The organism is Rheinheimera texasensis DSM 17496 (assembly GCF_000711985.1).
Taxonomy (GTDB): Bacteria; Pseudomonadota; Gammaproteobacteria; order Enterobacterales; family Alteromonadaceae; genus Pararheinheimera; species Pararheinheimera texasensis.
This window is the reverse complement of record NZ_KL544005.1, coordinates 1,255,904-1,274,158: the sequence shown is the minus strand read 5'-3', so window position 1 is coordinate 1,274,158 and position 18,255 is coordinate 1,255,904. Positions and strand designations below refer to the sequence as shown.

Below are 18,255 nucleotides of genomic sequence, written 5' to 3'. Positions count from 1 at the left end.
AGTCAGATATTTTCATGCAAAACCGCAAAAAGAAGCGCTTTATCGCCGGCGCATCCTGCCCAAAATGTAAGGCCGTTGACACCATGATGCTGTTTCTGGAAAACAACGTCGAAAAAGTCGAATGTGTGCAATGTGGTTATCAGATGGCACAACCGGGCACTGAAATTGAAAAAGCCGCTCGCCCGGCTGAGACCGTGATTGGTGTGTTTAAACCGGAATAAACGCTGTTAGTAATGCGGCGGTGGTGGTTCTTCGTCGGTGCGCAGAATGCCGCTGTCGGTATTGCCCTGTAGTTTCTCCGCCAGGATCAAGACATGGCGCTGTAGTTTTTCAATGCGGCGCTGATGCTCCAGCAATTCATTGTTAAGTGCCTGTAAAGTGTCTTCCTGAAAAGCAACTTTGCTCTCCAGTTCAACCACTTGTTGTTGCAATTGCTCATGACTGTTGTGCAGTGTCATGGTTTGAACTCCCAGTATTCGGCCAGACCACTGGAACTCAGGGTCAGCAGCTGCCCGTTATTAAGCAGCGCGACATCATACACTACAGCACCCGGTGGTTTGGCATAAGGTGACGGACTGACTGCCCAGTCTTTGACCAGTTGACCGGTCTGAACGTTCCAGATGCTGGCACGCTGCGAGGGTGAACCGGTCAGCAGCCATTTGCCGTCACTGCTAAAACGCGCACTGTTGAAGACACGGCCGCGATCTAATTTAAGTTTACTCAGCACACGGCCTGATCTGATGTCCAGTAGCTGCGCCTGTTGCAGGCTGTCAGCACTGAACAGGTAATGCCCCTGCGTATCCAGCGCCACCCGGGTCACCCGGTTTGGATGCGACATGCTATGCAGGATTTGCGCACTGTCGGTATCCCAAAAATAACTGTGTAGATCGCTGCTGCCGGTTAAGGCATAACGGCCGTTGGGTGAAAGCGCGACCGCATTGATATTTTCGCTATGGCCCTGAAATTCCAGGCGCCGGCCGCTTTTGAGTGTGATGTGCTGGATTTTGCCATCGCTTTGGCCAATTAACAGGTGACGACCAAAATCCGACACTGCAATGTCGCGCACAGTGACGCCGGCTTGCATGGCCCAGAATCCGAGATTCTTGCCGTCCTGCAAGTCCCACAAAGCGACATTAACCGGGTCAGCACTGAGCAAATATTTACCGTCGGCGCTAAACACCAGATGCGTCACCAGATTTTGCGTCGGGTCGCCGTGGCTTAAACGGAACTTAGCTTTGCCAGCCTGAATGTCCCAGACGATGATACCGGAGGTGAGACTGCTGACAGCCAACAACTGACTGACTGGGCTAATCGCGCCCGCAACAGTGCCTTCTGCGCTGATCACTTGCTGGCGCAGTAAATCTTTTGGAACTTCTGTGCAGCTTATCAGCCAAAGGCTGAGAAAAATGGCCAGATATTTAGATCTAAGTGTTAACGTCATCCGCACAAGCCTGTAGTATAGCCGTGGTTGAAGGTTAGTCCTTTCTGCTTATCACAACACAATTTTGCAGTGAAGTCTGCAGTTTATTTGGAGAGTCAAATGCGCGTAGCTATGAAGGTGTCGCTGATTGCAGCCGCCCTGATTTCATTATCTGCTTGTCAGAAAGAAGCTGCTGAACCAGCTGCACCTAAGCTGGATACCGATACAGCCAAGCAATCTTATGCTCTGGGTCTGTCAGCCGGTAAATACCTGAACAATGCGGTTGAAGAACATAAAAAATTAAACCTGACGCTGGATGCAGCACTGATCCTGCGCGGTGTTCAGGACGCAGCAGGTGGTGGCAAACCAGCTATGGCTGAAGAAGAGATTCAAAAAGTGCTGACCGCACTGGACGAGCAATTCCGCAACAAACAAGCGGAAATGGCAAAAACCAAAGCTGAAGAAGCAAAAGCCAAAGGTGTTGCTTACTTAGCTGAAAATGCGAAAAAAGCTGGCGTGACCACGACTGCTTCAGGCCTGCAATATGAAGTGATCACTGCTGCTGATGGCGCCAAGCCTAAAGCAGAAGATACCGTCAAAGTGAAATACAAAGGTACACTGACTGACGGTACTGAGTTTGACAGCACTGAGAAAAACAACAACGGTGAGCCAATCGAGTTCCCGTTAAACCGCGTGATCAAAGGCTGGACTGAAGGTGTGCAGCTGATGGGTGTGGGTTCTAAGTTCAAGTTCACAGTGCCATCAGAACTGGCTTACGGTGAAAACGGCATGGGTCCAATCCCGGCGAACAGCGTCCTGGTGTTTGAAGTTGAACTGGTTGGTATTTCTGCTCCTGAAGCTGCAGCACCTGCAGGCGAAGAAGCAAAAAAGTAGTGATAGCTACCCCGTACAAAACGCAATAAAGCCGGCAATGCCGGCTTTATTTTTTACTCGTTTTGTCCGCGATAGCTCAGAGTGACAGGGCTTTTTCACCGCGCGAAATGCCTGAGACACCGCTACGCACGGTTTCCAGGATTTGCGTACCGGAGAGTGCTTCAATAAAAGCTTCCAGTTTTTCCGAAGTCCCTACCACCTGAATAGTGTAAGTGGTTGGCGACACATCGATGATCTGGCCTCGGAAGATGTCAGCATTGCGTTTGACCTCTTCGCGTTGTTCGCCGCTGGCTTTGACTTTGACCATCATCAACTCACGTTCGATATGTGCGCTTTCACTTAAGTCAGTCAGCTTCACTACTTCAATCAGCTTATGTAGTTGTTTGGTGATTTGTTCGATGACCTGATCGTCGCCACGGGTCACCAGCGTCAGCCGCGACATGGTTGGGTCTTCGGTCGCGGCGACCGTCAGCGAGTCGATGTTGTAACCGCGCTGGGCAAACAAACCCACGACACGGGCTAAAGCGCCGGATTCGTTTTCCAGCAGTACAGCAATAATATGGCGCATGTTAAGTCCGCTCCGTTTTGCTCAGGAACATGTCATTCATGGCACCACCTGGTACCTGCATCGGGTAAACGTGTTCTTTCGGGTCGACATGAATATCGAGGAACACCAGTTTATCTTTCAGCGCGAATGCCTTTTCCAGTGCCGGTTCCAGTTCTTCCGGGCTGGTGACACGGATGCCAACATGGCCGTAAGCTTCAGCCAGTTTGACGAAATCCGGCAGTGAATCCATATAAGAGCTGGAGTAGCGGGAGTCATAGTTCATGTCCTGCCACTGCTTCACCATGCCCAAATAACCGTTATTGAGGTTGATGATTTTGACGCCAAGACCATATTGTTTACAGGTCGACAGCTCCTGAATATTCATCTGAATCGAGCCTTCGCCGGTGACACAGACCACTTCCGCATCCGGGTAATGTAACTTCACGCCCATTGCTGCCGGCAGCCCAAAGCCCATAGTGCCGAGGCCACCTGAGTTGATCCAGCGGTTTGGTTTGTCGAACTTGTAATATTGCGCGGCAAACATCTGGTGTTGGCCAACGTCTGAGGTGACATAAGCGTCGCCTTTGGTGTGGCGCCAGACCGCTTCAATTACTGCCTGCGGTTTTAACAGGTCAGTGCGGTGCTCAAAACGGCCGCCGTGCACTTCACGCCATTGATGGATTTGGTTCCACCACTGGCCAAGCGCCGCCTGGTCCAGCGTGTTGCCGTGTTTTTCCAGCTGATGCAGCATCTCCTGCAATACCGGTTTTACCAGACCAACAATAGGCACGTGCGCCGTGATGGTTTTCGAAATACTGGCCGGATCGATATCGATATGGATAATGGTCGCATTCGGGCAGAATTTTTTCGTTGCGTTGGTGACGCGGTCATCAAAACGGGCGCCGACGGCAAAAATTACGTCAGCATTGTGCATCGCCTGGTTGGCTTCATAACTGCCGTGCATGCCGAGCATACCGATAAATTGTGGGTCTGTGGCCGGGTAAGCGCCCAGGCCCATCAGTGTGTTGGTCACTGGTAAATTCAGTTTCTTCGCCAGTTCAGTCAGTTCAGCTGAGGCCTGACCTAAAATCACGCCGCCACCGGAATACAGCACCGGCTTTTTCGCCGCGAGCAGCGTTTGCAGAGCCTTTTTGATTTGGCCCGGATGGCCTTTGGCGTTCGGATTGTACGAGCGCAGTTTGATATCTTTCGGATATTCGTATGGGAACTTTTGGTTCGGCATCGTCATATCTTTTGGAATATCCAGTACCACAGGACCAGGCCGGCCGCTTTGGGCGATATAAAAAGCTTTTTTCACCATGGCCGGAATGTCGGCAGGATTGCGCACCGACATATTGTGTTTGACGATGGGGCGCGAGATACCGAGCATGTCGGTTTCCTGGAAAGCATCATCGCCAATCAGATGGCTCATGACCTGACCACAGATCACCACCATCGGAATAGAATCCATGTAAGCAGTGGCAATGCCGGTGACGGCATTGGTGGCGCCGGGGCCTGAGGTGACGAGCACCACGCCGGCTTTTCCGCTGGCACGGGCATAGGCATCCGCCATGTGGGTGGCGGCTTGCTCATGACGGACCAGCACATGTTTTACCTCGGTTTGCTGAAACAGCGCATCGTAGATATGTAACACGGCGCCGCCGGGGTAACCATAAACGAATTCGACTCCTTCATCACGAAGGGCCCGAATCAGCATGGCGCCGCCAGACAGCATTTCTGGTTGGTGTTGTTGGCTCATTTTTACTCAGGTCTCATAGTTTGCGTAGGCACAGTTATACCGGTCAGCCTTTTGGCATGCCGGTTGGGTTCTTGTCTGGAGACAAGCAATTCTGCTTACGTGGAGAATTCACAGGGGTAAGACTGTGAAAAAATCAAACTACGGCCTTTATCGTTGGATACGCCTCCGCTGCAGCGCAGTCAGGGCGGGTTTATGGGCAGGCTCGCTAAGCCGTACTTTACGGGATCTGGTCCGGCCTTGCCAGCTCTTTTTTAGCTGAGCAGATGCAGTTTTTTTGCCGGAATTGGGGGCATAAAACCAGCACAATGCCTTGCAAATCAAGGGGCGCAGCCACATAGTAGGCAGAGTTTCATTTGCACAGAGATTTTATCGGTGTTAAGCAATCAGATTGATGTCAGTTTTGACAACGTACGTGAATTATTGGAGCTGTCGCAGCAAAAGCTGGTGATTTTTGATTTTTGGGTTCAGCAGCATGAGCCTTGTCAGCAAATTTTGGTGGCGCTGGAAAAAATCGCCGGCGATTATCCAGAGCATTTAGTGCTGGCGAAGGTCAATTGCGACACAGAACAACAACTGGCAATGCAGTTCGGTGTGCGCTCCTTGCCCACAGTGCTGTTTATCCGCAACGGTCAGCCGGTTGATGGTTTTGCCGGTGTGGAAACTGAAAGCCAAATCCGCGCAAGGCTGGAGCCCTATTTACCCAAACCAGAAGATTTATTGCTGCAACAAGCCTTGCCATTGTTAGAGGCGCAGCACTGGCAGGAAGCCTATCCACTGCTGAAAAACGCCCATCAGCTGGCGCCACAGCGTGCTGATGCCCGCCTGCAGCTGGCCTATTGTGCCGCGTCACTTGGTCAGATAGCGTTGGCAGAAGAGCTGATAGCACCGGTGCTGCTGGCCGATCAGGATGCTTTGTATCATCAGGTTAAAGCGCTGATTGAACTGGCGCAGCAAGCAGCGGAAAGCCCGGAGATCCGTGCACTGGAACAACAGCTGGCGGCAGACCCCAGCAATTTGCAGCTGAAGCAACAACTGGCGGTGCAATATCAGCAGGTACAACGCTTTGCCGACGCTTTGGCGTTATTATTCAGCATTCTGCAGCAGGATTTGAACTTTGGTGACAGTAAGAAGCTAATGTTAGATATGCTGGCGGTGTTACCAAAAGGTGACGCACTGGCTGGTGAGTACCGGCGCAAGCTTTATAGTTTGTTGTATTAATAGTTCAGACATTAGGATCTGAGCATACAATACCCGGTGAATGCCGGGTGAAATCACAAGGAAATTCAATGCGCTTGCAGACTTATTACTGCGCTTTGTTGTCAGTGCTGTTGTTGTTCAGCAGTGCCCAGGGCCGGGCCGATTCCGCTGAACAGTTGTTTGCCAGGTTTGAGCCGGCGTTACTGCAGGTTCGGGTGCTGGAGCAGGCCTCTGGGGCCAAAGCGGCGATAGGCACCGGCTTTGTGCTGGAAGAGCCGGCCCTGGTTGTGACTAATTACCACGTCGTTTCTGAAGCTGTATTGTCCCCTGAGAAGTACCAGCTGGAGTATCTGAATGCCAGCCAGCAAAAAGGGGCATTACAGGTACTGGCCGTTGATGTGATCAATGATTTGGCGCTGGTCAGTACCGATTACCGCGCGCCACAGCCGTTTAAAATTCAGACTACTAAACCGGTGCAGGGCGCAACGATTTATTCGTTGGGTAATCCGCATGACCTCGGCATGATTTTGGTACCTGGCACCTACAATGGCCTGCAAAAATACAGTTATTACCCACGGATCCATTTTACCGGTGCGGTTAATTCCGGCATGAGCGGAGGGCCGGCGGTTGATGTTAATGGTCAGGTTGTTGGCGTGAATGTCGCATCGGCCGGCAATCAGCTGGGTTTCCTGGTACCTGCGGACGCGTTGCAGCAATTGTTGGCGCGTTATCAGCGTGAAGGTCAAAGCAAGGACTTAAAAGCCGACATCGAACGCCAGCTGCTGAGCAGCCAACAGGCGATGTTCAGCCAAATTCTGAATGCGGACTGGAAACTAAAAGACTTTGGCACCGGTAAAGTGCCGGATGAAGTGGTGCCATTTGTGCGGTGTTGGGGTGAATCCAATGTGGAAAAAGACCAGGAGACGCTGAAAAAAGTCACGGCCTTCTGCAGTCAGAGTGAAGAGATCTTCCTGTCGCAGCATTTTACTTCTGGCCGGGTAGAGATGCAGTTTGAATGGCTCGAAGCCAAAGATTTACATCCATTGCAGTTTTTTAGTCTGTACGAGAAGAATATTTCCCGCGCCAGTGCCGACAACCAAGCGTTGAAAGAGGATGTCACGGCATTTGAATGTCAGCACCGCGTGGTGCGTCAGACAGGCGGCCATCACGCCAAAATGATCTATTGCGTGCGGGCGTATCGCGATTATGCCGGCTTGTATGACGTGTTATATCTGTCTGCGTCTCTGGATCAGCAACAACAGGGGCTGGTCAGTCATTACACTTTGTCGGGCGTCAGTCAGGACACCGCCCGGGCCTTTAGTCAGAAATTCAATGGGGCTGTGTCATGGCAATAATTATTGAAGTGCTGAATAAACAGCACAAAGTGACAGAGCGTCATCGTTTTTCTCAGCCGCGGGTAGCGCTGGGCCGTGCTTACAACAATGATTTAATCCTGTATGACAAACATGTCAGCCCGCATCATGCAGAGCTGGTGCTGGCCGAAGACGGTCGTTGGCAGCTGGTGGATTTGGCGTCGCTAAACGGCAGTTTTGTCGAGCCGTCGGTGGCCGTCACGCAGAGTACTGAATTGCAGAGCGGTCAGTTATGCTGGCTGGGCGAACAGGCCATTCGGGTCTATGACGAACACCATCCGGTGCCGCCGGCTTTACCTTTTAATAATATCGAGCAGCGCTTACGCCGCTTTGGTCATCCGGCACTGATAGTGTTGCTGGCGCTGTTTTTAATTGCCGAAGAGTTATTTGGCTTGTGGCTGACCGCACCGGAACCCGGGCAGGGCCGCTGGTCCCGTAATCTGCTGAATCTGCCTTTACTAATGCTCGGTCTCGCATTGTGGCCGGCATTGCTGGCGCTCTGGGCCAAAATCAATCAGCATGAGGCACGGTTTCTGCCGCAGCTAGGCATCACCTTCAGTATCGTGGTGTTGATGGAATGTTGGCAGGCCTTAATGACAGTGCTGAATTTCAGTCTGGATGGCGCTGCTGCTGTGGTTTGGCTGGCTGATATCGGCCAGACCGCACTGGTGATTTTATTATTGTCGGCGAATTTTTATCTGGCGCTGCAGTTGTCGGCGGTGAAGAAAGTGGCCTTGGCCACCGGACTTGGCTTATTGGTGAGTCTGCAGGGTGTTGCCGTGTCGGTACTGTTTGAAGAGCAGGGGCAGTTGACGCCAAAGTTTGATAACAGCCTGATGCCGTTGACGTTTTACCTGAACAAACCGATGAATAGTGCTGAGTTTGAAAAGGAAAGCGCCGAGTTATTCCGGCTCACTGAAGAAGCAAGACTCGAACCTGCCGAATAAAATAAGGTGCCGGCGGCGCTTCAGCCCTGCCGGCGCTGCCAGATCTGGCGGATCTGGTCTGATAACGTCATAGGGTCAAAGGGCTTCACCACTACATCGCTGGCGCCCAATGCTTTGTAAGATTCGATTTCGCTGGATTGTACTTTGGCGGTCATAAATACCACAGGGACGTCACTTAAATCGAATTGTTGCTGCAACTGTTTCAGCGTGCTGGGTCCGTCCATGCCAGGCATCATCACGTCTAACAGGATTAGTTGTGGTAGAAACTGCGGATATTGTTCCAGCGCTTGTGCGCCGCCATGACAGGTACAGACTTCAAAGTGACCGACGGCTTCGAGTGCAACCCGAGCAACCATCTGGATCGAAGGATCATCTTCCACATGCATGATTTTTTTCAGTTCTGTCATCTTTTAACCTTCAATATCCGCTGCCCGTTCAGTCTGTCACAAGCCTGTCGGGATTACCAGTTTCCGCCTAAAGGCTTGTATTGATGTCGTTGTTTTCACAGTTATTTATAACCTTGGATGCCTTGTTGCAGCAACACAGACTACTGTGGCAGTTCCAGCCGATGCAGGCGGACTGGCCGGCTGAACTGGAGCCGGCATTATTCAGCCTGCTGCAGAGTTTCAGCCTGGAAGACTGCGCCCGCATTGATGCCAGTCCTGCGTTGCAACAGCAGTATTTTCAGTACTGGTTTCCGCAGCTGTTTTCGGCTTTACCGCTGTTACCACAGGAAGTGGCAGAACCAGCGCAGCCACTGCCATTTTGGCTCAGTACTGATATCAGTGGTCGTAAATGGCAACAAATCACCCGGCTGGCGGCTTGCATCGGTCAACCCGGCCGGCCTGTGCTGGAGTGGTGTGCCGGCAAAGGCCATCTCGGTAAGGTGATGGGTTATCTGTATCAGGCTGAAGTTACCAGTCTCGAGTGGCAACAGAGCTTGTGTAACGCCGGGCAACAGCGTGCTGATCAGCTTGGTCTGAAGCAGCAGTTTGTCTGTGTTGATGTGCTGAAACAGCCGGTGGCTTCATATCTGCAAAGCCAGCAACAACTACTGGCGCTGCACGCCTGCGGTGATTTACACCGGGTGGCGGCGCGGGAGGCTGTGGCAGCCGGTTGCCAGGCGCTGGCTTTGGTGCCTTGTTGTTATCATTTGCAACAAGCTGCGTTGTATCAGCCATTGTCTGAATTGGGCCTGCAAAGCCCACTTAAGCTCACTAAAGCCGACTTGCGGCTGGCGGTGCAGCAAAGTTGTACCGGCGGCGAGCGGGTGGCGCGGTTGTCTCAGACTGAAATGTTGTGGCGGCAACTGTGGCGACTTTGGCGACGGCAACAGGGCCTTAGTTATCAGCCGCTGCGCTCGGTCAGCAAACATTGGTTTAGTGGTGATTTGGCTGAGTTTCTCGCTTTTGCCGGCGCTGAACATCAATTGCTGCCACCGGATGCGGGTTTGCTACCGGGATTACTGAAGCAGGCAGAACAGGCGCTGCTACAACAACGCCAACTGGAGCTGGTACAGCATCTGTTCCGCCGGCCACTGGAATTATGGCTGGTGGCGGACTTGGCGCTGTATCTGCAGCAGCAAGGCTTTCAGGTGCAGCTCAGTGAGCTGTGTGCTGCCAGCCTGACGCCGCGTAATCTGCTGTTGCAGGCAGTGAAAAACACTTAAGAAGTGCTGGTGCAATCCAACTGTTGCTTGAGTGTGTTGTCCGGCGCAGCCAGACAAGCCGCAATACGCTGATCTTTGTCGACCCAACGCTGGTTCAGCCACATTTGGAACTGCTGACGGAACACTTCATTCTGGAAATAATCGCCGATGATTTGGGCATCGACCGGTAATACATCAACCTGGATCACCACCCGTTTTAACCGGCCCAGTAACATCGCGACCAGCACATGGCGTGGGTTATCCGGATAAATCAGCGTGACATCCAGCACCGCGTCAAACAATGACCCCATGCTGGCCAGCGTGAAGGCAATACCACCGGCTTTGGCTGGTAACAAAAAGCGAAACGGACTGTTTTTTAACCGGTGTTTGGCGGCAGTAAACCGGGTGCCTTCAACAAAATTGATGATTGTGGTCGGCTGTTCGCGGAATTTCTCACAGGACTGGCGCGTGGTTTCGATATCTTTGCCCTGCAGCGCCGGATTCTTGCGGATCTGCGCCTGGCTGTAGCGCTTCATAAACGGCATATCGAGCGCCCAGGACGCCGAGCCGATAAAAGGCACCCACTTCAACTCTTCTTTTAAAAAGAACTTCGGCTCCGGAATACGGTCCAGTGCAAATTGGCTCAGTACCGGGATGTCCAGCCAGCTGCGATGATTCGAAATCAATAAATACCAGCTCTGTGGCGACAGCCGCGCTTCGCCTTCAATTTGCCATTCCACTTTGTTGAACAGTTCAATCAGCTGGCGGTTGTGCAAGGACCAGTGCCGATAGGCCCAATGCGCGACTTTGGACACCCGTTGCCGGGCCGATGGCATCGGCAGCAGCAATTTGACTACGCCGCATAGGGTGACAATCAGCCCCCACACCGTCAGGTTTAGCGTAAACAGCGGCAGTGATAACAGCAGGATCAACGGCGCGGGGAGAAAAGCCAGCATCAGCGGGACTCCTGTTGTAATAAAGCGATTTGCCGGTCTTTATCCAGCCATAACTGGTTGACCCAGTGCTGGAATTGCTGGCGGAACTGTGCGTCTTCGTAATCACCAATCAGCGCTGGTTCAATCGGTAACACACGCACCCGAACTTTAATGTCATGTACTTTACCACTGATATAGTCCCAAAAACTCGGTGAGCCTTTCGGGTAATAAATCGTCACATCCAGTAATTTGTGTAGATGCTCGCCCATGGCGTTCAGCACAAAAGAAATACCACCGGCTTTGGGTTTAAGTAAATGGGCAAAAGGTGCTTGTTGTTTGTCGTGTTTTTCCGGCGTAAACCGGGTGCCTTCAAGGAAATTCATCACCGACACCGGCTTGTAACGGAATTTTTCACAGGCTTTGCGGGTGGTTTCAACATCTTTGCCTTTGAGCTCCGGATGTTTGGCCAGAAACGCAGCGCTGTAGCGTTTCATAAAAGGAAAATCCAGCGCCCACCAGCACAGGCCAATGACCGGCACATAAATCAGCTCTTTTTTCAGAAAGAATTTCAGGAACGGAATTTGCCGGTTAAAGACTTTTTGTAGCACCAGAATATCGACCCAGCTCTGATGATTGGCGACCACCAGATACCAGTCTTTCAGACTCAGTGTTTCCAGGCCTTTTACGTCCCAGCGAATACGGGTAAACAGTGCCGTGGTGCAGTTATTAATGGAGATCCAGGCGCTGGCACAAGCATCTAACAGCCAGGTGATCCAGGTTTGCCAGCGTTGCACCGGCGGCAATTTTAAAATGGCGAGGCACAGAATTGGCACAGCCCAGAATAAGGTATTGCCGATATATAACAAGAAAGAAACCAAGCCAATCAGGGGTTTAGGCAAGAAATGCAGCATCAGTTCTCTCCGTGTGAAACTTCGGTCATAGCAAGCAAAAAAAAGAGCAAGTCTGGCCTGCCCTTTGATATACGTTAGTCGGAGCAACTAAACTGCTCCGACCTCTGCAGTCTACCTTAATCTTCGAAGTAGGTGTAGCCGTAGACGCCTGCTTTCAGCTCTTCCAGCATCGCCTGCTGTGTTTCAGTGCTGAAGCTGCTGCGGCCTAACTGATTGGAGTAGGAATTAATCAGTTTTTCCGCATCAAAAGCGACGTAACGTAACACGTCCGCAACGGTATCGCCTTTAATGGCATTCGCCAGAGAATAAGTGCCGTCCGGGTTCAGCTCGACATGGACAGAATCGGTGTCGCCAAACAGGTTGTGTAAATCGCCGAGGATTTCCTGATAAGCGCCGACCATGAACATACCAATCAGATACTGTTCGTCTTCTTTATATTCCGGCAGCGGCAGGCTGCTTTCGATGCCGTTGCCGTCGGCATAGCTCTTCAGCGCGCCATCCGAGTCACAGGTGATGTCCTGAATAATAGCGCGGCGGTCCAGCGCTTCATTCATCCGTTCCAGCGGCATCACCGGGAACAGCTGGTCAATACCCCAGGCGTCTGGCATCGACTGGAACAACGAGAAGTTGACGAACAGTTTGTCGGCCAGTTTCTCGTTCAGTTCGTCGTGAATTTCCCGGTGCGAACGTGAACTTAAGTCCAGCATGTCCTTCACTTTATTGATGGTGGCAAAGTAGATTTGCTCCAGCAAAGACCAGTCTTTCAGCGTCAGCAAGCCATGCACATACTGCGCATGCGCGTCAGTAAAATAGTGTACGGCATCGTGATAGGCTTCCACCGCAGAGCGTGGCGTGACGTTCTGATAAGAATCCCACAGCGCCCACACCACTTGCGGTGAATCTTCAGAAGGTTCCGGCAGATAACGCAGGCCTGGCGCACGTTCAACGTCGATCGCATCAGTCACCAGCACAGCGTGGTGTGCAGTCATAGCACGGCCGGATTCGGTGATGATGTTCGGATGCGGCAGGTCGTATTCGTCACAGACTTCTTTTAAGCCAAAGACGACGTTGCGGGCATATTCATACATGGTGTAGTTCATCGAACAGGCTGAACGTGAGTTCGAACCTTCGTAATCCACACCTAAACCACCACCGACGTCGACTGTGGTGATAGGCACACCCAGCGTGCGCAGTTCGGCATAATGCCGGGCACATTCGCGGATAGCGTTGTGAATATCGCGGATATTGGCGATTTGTGAGCCGATATGGAAATGCACCAGCTGTAACAGGTCGAGCTTGCCGGCTTCTTTTAAGATATCAATGGCTTGCAGCACTTGCGTGGCGGTTAAGCCAAATTTGCCTTTTTCACCGCCGGTGTTCTGCCATTTGCCTTTGCCGACTGAGTTCAGCTTGATACGGATACCGATTAATGGCGCCGCGCCTAAGCTGTCGATTTCGCGCAGCAAGGTTTTTAATTCGGTCAGTTTTTCTACGACCACGTAAACCGTGTGGCCCATCATTTGGCCAATAGTCGCCAGACGCAGGAATTCGCTGTCTTTATAACCGTTACAAACGATTTTCAGTGGTTTTTCGGTGACGCCCAGAATGGCCATCAGTTCAGGTTTTGAACCGGCTTCCAGGCCAACTTTATTACTGGAATGCACCAGCTTCTTCACCACGGAATATTGCTGGTTCACTTTGATCGGGTACACCGCAGTGTATTCGCCCTGATACTCGCGCTCAGATTTTGCTTTGGCAAAAGAGCTGATTAAGGTTTCAACCCGGTGCTGCAGGATGTCGGTAAACCGCACCAGCACTGGTAAAGTCAGACCTTCTTGTTTAAAACGTGCTGTCAGTTCCGGGAAACTAATGCCCGGTTTGCTGTGATCCTGATCCGGATAAGCAACGAGATCGCCATTGGCGTTGACGTCAAAGTAGCCTTCGCTCCAGACTGCAACGTTATAAATAGATCTTGCTTTGTCGATACCCCATTCTGCCATTGTCGTGCCCTTAGAAAAAATAGGCCGCCATTTTATTCGTATCGGCGGCAAAAAAACATGAAAAATTTGTCTCAGGCAGGCTTCACTGGCAAAATATTTGGCCCCTGAATCAGTACCCGGAGTGATACTATGTCAGAACTTAATTCACAACAGTGGTTTACCGAGATCTTCGCGCCAAGTGGCAGTGCGTTTTCCTTAAGAACCGAGCAAAAATTAGCTGAAGTTCAGTCGCCTTTCCAGCACATCGAAATCTATAAAACCACCGATTTTGGCAATCTGATGGTGATCGATGGCGTCATTATGCTGAGCAGCCGTGACAATTTCCTGTATCACGAGATGCTGAGCCACCCGGTGCTGTTCACGCACCCAAATCCGCAAAACGTCATCATCATCGGCGGCGGTGATTGCGGCACATTACGTGAAGTGCTGAAACACAGATCAATTCAGCAAGTGACGCAGATTGATATCGACGAACAAGTGACCCGGATGGCCGAGCGTTATTTCCCGGAACTGTGCGCGTCAAATCAGGACCCACGCGCCACGTTGCTGTTTGCCGATGGCATTCAGTACATGCGCGATGCGGCGCCAGCCAGTGTTGATGTGGTGATTGTCGACTCGACAGATCCAATAGGCCCTGGCGAAGGTTTATTTAATCGCGCCTTTTACCAAAGCTGTTTTGCTGCATTAAAACCGGGCGGCATTCTGGTACAACAAAGCGAATCGCCGCTGATCCACCTGGAACTGCTGAATGACATGCGGGTAGCAATGAAAGACGCCGGTTTTGCTGAGTTGCAAACGCTGCAGTTCCCGCAAATGGTCTATCCAAGCGGCTGGTGGACTTGTACGTTGGCCCGCAAAGAGCAAGGCTTTGACGGCTTCCGCCGTGACGCTGCGGCCAATCCGGGCTTTGATACTGAATACTACAATGCCGATATTCATCAGGCATCGATGGCGCTGCCAAACTTTATGCGCCGGCAGTTAAAGCCCTGAGACTGAGCTGGAACGACGGCGGCCAGACATTGGTAATGCCAGTCAGGTAAGCTGACTGGCATTATTTTTTAAATAAAAAAGGGATGCATAAAACCACCTGCATCCCTGGGGACAAAAGCTTAGCCGTGCTTATTGGCTGATCAGCGGCTCAATCTGAATTTCCACCCGACGGTTTTTCGCCCGGTTCGCTTCTGAAGTATTGGCTACCAGCGGCTGGTCCGGTCCTGCACCTTGCGTGACTAAGCGGCGATCGTCGATGCGCTGTGCGCTTAAGTAATTTTTCACTGTGTCGGCGCGTTGTTGCGACAGTCGCATATTCAGCTCGCGACCGCCGGTGTCGTCGGTATGGCCGGTGATCACCAGCAGGGTTTTGTCATATTCGGCCAGCACTTTGGCGATGTCGTTCAGCACCGGATACAGCTCAGCACGAATGTCACTGCGACCGGAAGCAAAAGTAATTTGCGACGGAATTTCCAGTTTCAACACGTCGCCTTCGCGTTTCACCTGCACACCGGAACCGGCCAGCTGTTCTTCCAGCGCCTGTTCCTGATTATCCATGTAACGACCAATCGCCGCGCCACTTAGCGCACCTAACACCGCACCTAAAGCCACGCGTTTATTTTTGTGATTGCCAGTGGCTTTGCCTGCGACGCCGCCGACTACAGCACCAATAGCGGCGCCACGGGTGGTATTGTCTTGCGGGAACTGGGCACAACCGGCCAGCGTCAGGCTGGCAGCGGCGGCAAGGGCCGTCAGGCGGGATGCAGTCTGGCGAAATGAAGTCATGAGAGATCCTGTGTTTCTGAATAAGAGAAAATGCATATGCGACCGAGTCTGACGTCGCCGGGCTGAATTATGGCTGAATCAGCAGCAGACCGGCAGCCGTTTAACCTGTGGTCGGTGCTGTTGGTCGATCGAGCACCAAATAGTTTAAAAAATCGGCAGTAGCGATAAGCAGAATGGTCGCAGGCAAGGCGGATTTTTGAAGCTTTAGTGGTTCTAAAGCGAGAAAATTTAACGCCGCATGCGGCCATTCTGCTATCGCCCGTCCGGGAGCGCCTGCAATTGCCTCATGCGGCGTTGCCACAGCTCGAAAGAGCACCACTATTCCTTCGCCGTTTCGCCTTGCCTGAGGCAATTTCAGGCTGCTCTGCTGTTCGCTTATTAAACTATATGGTGCTCTAGACATTTATACGGCTAAACAGTTAAGCTGCCGCTTAATTAAACAAAAGCGGAGATGTGGGCAAATGGCGGGGTTGAGCTGGAAACGGATAGTGATCAAAGTCGGCAGTGCTTTGATTGCACCGGCAGGGAAAGGCACGTCAACCCGATATTTGCTGGCTATTGCCCGCTTTATCAGCGAATGTAAATTACGCGGTATTGAGGTTGTGCTGGTTTCAAGTGGCAGCGTGGCGGCGGGTCGCTCGGCCATTGAATTCACTCATCAGCCGTTACCGATTAACGTGAAACAGGCTTTAGCGGCTATTGGTCAGGCGCAGATGATGGCGACCTGGAGCCAGTTGCTCGACTGGCCCTGTGCGCAGATTTTACTGACGCATGCCGATTTGGCCGACCGGCGGCGTTATCTGAATATCGACAACACCCTACGTACACTGCTGAGTCACGGCGCGCTGCCGATCGTCAATGAAAACGATACGGTGGCGACCAAAGAGCTGCGGGTCGGCGACAACGACAATCTGGCAGCGATGGTAGCATCTGTGGTTGAAGCTGATGCGCTGATTATCTGCTCTGACGTGGATGGCTTATTTACTGCCAATCCGCGCACTGATGTCACCGCTTGCTTAATCCCTCGTGTTGAAGCACTGACGGCAGACATCTATGCCATGGCTGGTGGCAGTCATCACAGCACCGGCACCGGCGGTATGGTGACGAAGTTACAGGCGGCCGACAAAGCGACAGCGGTCGGGATTGAAACGCTCATCATCAATGGCCAAAAAGCGCAGAGCTTTGAAGATTTATTAGCCGGCAAGCCTGTTGGCACTTTGTTTGCCGCGCGCCAAAGCACGGTGAGTGCGAAAAAACACTGGTTATTACATTCCAGCAAAGCCAATGCCGAAGTCTGGCTGGATGCTGGCGCCGCGCAGGCCGTGCAGCATAAAGGCGCGTCGTTGCTGGCTAAAGGCGTTGCTAAAGTGCAGGGCGAGTTCGATAAAGGCGACGCGGTTTGGTTAGTGGCACCGGATGGCAGCAAAATTGCCAAAGGCGTTAGTCAGTACAACGCCGCTGAACTGAACAAAATCAAAGGTATCCACAGTGATCAAATCGCCACCGTATTGGGTTATTGCCCAAGTGAAGTGGCGGTGCACCGGGATGATTTAGTCGTTTTACAGGGAGCTTAACATGCAGTCCGCAGAACAAAGCCGTGCATTTGATGTTGTTGCGCTGTGCGTGCAGGCCAAAGCAGCCAGCCGGCAACTGGCACAGCTGTCCGAAGCGCAAAAAAACCAGATCCTGAACGATATGGCCACAGCGCTGATCGAGGCTACTCCGGCGATTCTGGCCGCCAATGCACTGGATATGGCGGCAGCGCGCGAAAAAGACCTGGCGCCGGCGATGCAGGACCGGTTGTTGTTAACTGCAGAGCGACTGCAGCAGTTGGCTGCGGCGGTGCGGCAAATTGCTGCGTTACCAGACCCGGTCGGCCAAATCCGGCAGCTGGCGCCAAGACCCAACGGTATTCAGGTTGGTCGGATGCGTATTCCGCTGGGTGTCATTGCGATGATTTATGAAGCCCGGCCCAATGTCACTGCGGATGCCGGTGCTTTGTGCCTGAAATCCGGCAATGCGGTGATTTTACGAGGCGGGCGTGAAGCGCTGCATTCCAGTCTTGCTATCGCGACGGTTTTACAACAAGTGCTGGTGCAGCATCAGGTCAATCCGGCGGCTATCGCGGTATTGCCGGACCCTGACCGGGCGATTTTACTGGAACTGCTGCAACAAAAAGCTTATGTCGATTTGGTGATCCCACGCGGCGGCGAGGGGCTGATTCATTTTGTCAGCGACAACAGCCGCATTCCGGTGATCCAACACTACAAAGGCATCTGCCATTTATTTGTCGATAAAGCGGCGGACCCTGACAAAGCCTTAGCGCTGCTGCTCAATGGCAAAACCCAGCGGCCAGGCGTCTGCAATGCGCTGGAAACTTTGTTGGTGCATCAGGATATAGCCGCCAGCTTTCTGCCATTGGCGGGCGCTGCTCTGGCAGAACAAGGTGTGCAGGTGTTTGCTTGTCCGCAAAGCCTCGGCTATTTCAGCGATGCCCAGCCGGCCGGCCCGGCGCAATTTGATACTGAATATCTGGCGCTGGCGTTGTCGGTGCGGGTGGTGGACAGCTTTGCCGCAGCGACAGCGCATATTGAACAACATAGCTCCGGCCATACCGAAGTGATTTGTACTCAGGACATCAGCCGGGCGCAGCGTTTCCTGAAGCAAATCAATTCCGCAGTGGTGATGGTGAATGCGTCGTCGCGCTTTTCTGATGGCGGCGAGCTGGGGCTTGGGGCGGAAATCGGTATCTCCACCAGTAAGTTGCAAGCCTATGGGCCTATGGGTTTAGAGTCGTTGACGACAGAAAAGTATATTGTGATTGGCGACGGGCAGGTCCGGCAATAAC

At 52.3% G+C, this 18,255-nt stretch carries 19 protein-coding genes; 9 read left to right on the top strand and 10 right to left on the bottom strand.

Features of this window, described 5'->3' with window-relative positions:
* Positions 1-14 precede the first annotated feature (14 nt).
* Positions 15-221, top strand: a complete 207-nt coding sequence (locus Q399_RS0116180) for a YheV family putative zinc ribbon protein (RefSeq protein ID WP_031570196.1) — start codon at positions 15-17, stop codon at positions 219-221.
* A gap of 6 nt (positions 222-227) precedes the next feature.
* Here the strand turns inward: Q399_RS0116180 and Q399_RS0116175 are convergent, their stop codons facing one another.
* Both Q399_RS0116175 and Q399_RS0116170 read right to left on the bottom strand, forming a co-directional pair.
* Complete coding sequence (locus Q399_RS0116175) at positions 228-458, bottom strand: SlyX family protein (protein ID WP_031570193.1); 231 nt, start codon at positions 456-458, stop codon at positions 228-230.
* The gene (locus tag Q399_RS0116170) at positions 455-1,441 is read right to left on the bottom strand and encodes a WD40 repeat domain-containing protein (protein ID WP_031570189.1); all 987 of its coding nucleotides are present in this window, start codon (positions 1,439-1,441) and stop codon (positions 455-457) included. Before Q399_RS0116170 ends, Q399_RS0116175 begins: the two co-directional genes overlap by 4 nt.
* 99 nt (positions 1,442-1,540) lie before the next feature.
* Between Q399_RS0116170 and Q399_RS0116165 the strand changes: the two genes are divergently transcribed.
* Positions 1,541-2,314, top strand: coding sequence for a BamJ family beta-barrel-assembly machinery protein (locus Q399_RS0116165; protein ID WP_031570186.1), 774 nt, complete (start codon positions 1,541-1,543; stop codon positions 2,312-2,314).
* Between the two features lie 76 nt (positions 2,315-2,390).
* Here the strand turns inward: Q399_RS0116165 and ilvN are convergent, their stop codons facing one another.
* On the bottom strand, positions 2,391-2,882 hold the full coding sequence (gene ilvN / locus Q399_RS0116160) for an acetolactate synthase small subunit (protein WP_031570183.1): 492 nt from the start codon (positions 2,880-2,882) through the stop codon (positions 2,391-2,393).
* Position 2,883: 1 nt separating this feature from the next.
* Complete coding sequence (locus tag Q399_RS0116155) at positions 2,884-4,620, bottom strand: acetolactate synthase 3 large subunit (protein ID WP_031570180.1); 1,737 nt, start codon at positions 4,618-4,620, stop codon at positions 2,884-2,886.
* Positions 4,621-4,992: 372 nt separating this feature from the next.
* Between Q399_RS0116155 and Q399_RS0116150 the strand changes: the two genes are divergently transcribed.
* The 3 genes from Q399_RS0116150 to Q399_RS0116140 all read left to right on the top strand — a co-directional run bounded on the left by Q399_RS0116150 (position 4,993) and on the right by Q399_RS0116140 (position 8,137).
* The gene (locus Q399_RS0116150; RefSeq protein WP_051686083.1) at positions 4,993-5,838 is read left to right on the top strand and encodes a tetratricopeptide repeat protein; all 846 of its coding nucleotides are present in this window, start codon (positions 4,993-4,995) and stop codon (positions 5,836-5,838) included.
* A 68-nt stretch (positions 5,839-5,906) separates the two neighbouring features.
* Positions 5,907-7,172: a S1 family peptidase gene (locus Q399_RS0116145; protein WP_031570174.1), complete on the top strand. Its 1,266-nt coding sequence runs from the start codon at positions 5,907-5,909 to the stop codon at positions 7,170-7,172.
* Positions 7,163-8,137 (top strand): FHA domain-containing protein, encoded by a 975-nt coding sequence (locus Q399_RS0116140; RefSeq protein ID WP_031570170.1) that lies wholly within the window; start codon positions 7,163-7,165, stop codon positions 8,135-8,137. Before Q399_RS0116145 ends, Q399_RS0116140 begins: the two co-directional genes overlap by 10 nt.
* Before the next feature lie 20 nt (positions 8,138-8,157).
* On the opposite strand, the gene Q399_RS0116135 is transcribed toward Q399_RS0116140, so the two are convergent.
* A complete protein-coding gene (locus Q399_RS0116135) occupies positions 8,158-8,544 on the bottom strand; it encodes a response regulator (RefSeq protein WP_031570168.1) in 387 nt (128 codons plus the stop codon).
* Between the two features lie 83 nt (positions 8,545-8,627).
* On the opposite strand from Q399_RS0116135, the gene Q399_RS0116130 reads away from it, so the two are divergent.
* A complete protein-coding gene (locus Q399_RS0116130) occupies positions 8,628-9,806 on the top strand; it encodes a methyltransferase (protein ID WP_031570166.1) in 1,179 nt (392 codons plus the stop codon).
* Here Q399_RS0116130 and Q399_RS0116125 read toward each other — a convergent pair.
* The 3 genes from Q399_RS0116125 to speA form a co-directional block, all read right to left on the bottom strand.
* Positions 9,803-10,741 carry an acyltransferase gene (locus Q399_RS0116125; protein ID WP_051686082.1) on the bottom strand — a complete coding sequence of 313 codons (939 nt, stop codon included), beginning with the start codon at positions 10,739-10,741 and terminating at the stop codon, positions 9,803-9,805. The genes Q399_RS0116130 and Q399_RS0116125 overlap by 4 nt on opposite strands.
* Entirely contained in the window at positions 10,741-11,631 is an 891-nt protein-coding gene (locus tag Q399_RS0116120; protein ID WP_031570161.1) for an acyltransferase, read from the bottom strand. Before Q399_RS0116120 ends, Q399_RS0116125 begins: the two co-directional genes overlap by 1 nt.
* 116 nt (positions 11,632-11,747) lie before the next feature.
* Positions 11,748-13,631 (bottom strand): biosynthetic arginine decarboxylase, encoded by a 1,884-nt coding sequence (gene speA, locus Q399_RS0116115; RefSeq protein ID WP_031570159.1) that lies wholly within the window; start codon positions 13,629-13,631, stop codon positions 11,748-11,750.
* Positions 13,632-13,760: 129 nt separating this feature from the next.
* On the opposite strand from speA, the gene speE reads away from it, so the two are divergent.
* Entirely contained in the window at positions 13,761-14,621 is an 861-nt protein-coding gene (speE, locus tag Q399_RS0116110; RefSeq protein ID WP_031570157.1) for a polyamine aminopropyltransferase, read from the top strand.
* A gap of 129 nt (positions 14,622-14,750) precedes the next feature.
* Here the strand turns inward: speE and Q399_RS0116105 are convergent, their stop codons facing one another.
* Positions 14,751-15,407: a YiaD family glycine zipper/OmpA-like lipoprotein gene (locus Q399_RS0116105; RefSeq protein ID WP_031570154.1), complete on the bottom strand. Its 657-nt coding sequence runs from the start codon at positions 15,405-15,407 to the stop codon at positions 14,751-14,753.
* Positions 15,408-15,507: 100 nt separating this feature from the next.
* Entirely contained in the window at positions 15,508-15,810 is a 303-nt protein-coding gene (locus Q399_RS22175) for a hypothetical protein (RefSeq protein ID WP_157836336.1), read from the bottom strand.
* Positions 15,811-15,868: 58 nt separating this feature from the next.
* On the opposite strand from Q399_RS22175, the gene proB reads away from it, so the two are divergent.
* On the top strand, positions 15,869-16,981 hold the full coding sequence (gene proB / locus Q399_RS0116095) for a glutamate 5-kinase (protein WP_031570152.1): 1,113 nt from the start codon (positions 15,869-15,871) through the stop codon (positions 16,979-16,981).
* 1 nt (position 16,982) lies between these two features.
* The gene (locus Q399_RS0116090; RefSeq protein WP_037046187.1) at positions 16,983-18,254 is read left to right on the top strand and encodes a glutamate-5-semialdehyde dehydrogenase; all 1,272 of its coding nucleotides are present in this window, start codon (positions 16,983-16,985) and stop codon (positions 18,252-18,254) included.
* Position 18,255: the final 1 nt, after the last annotated feature.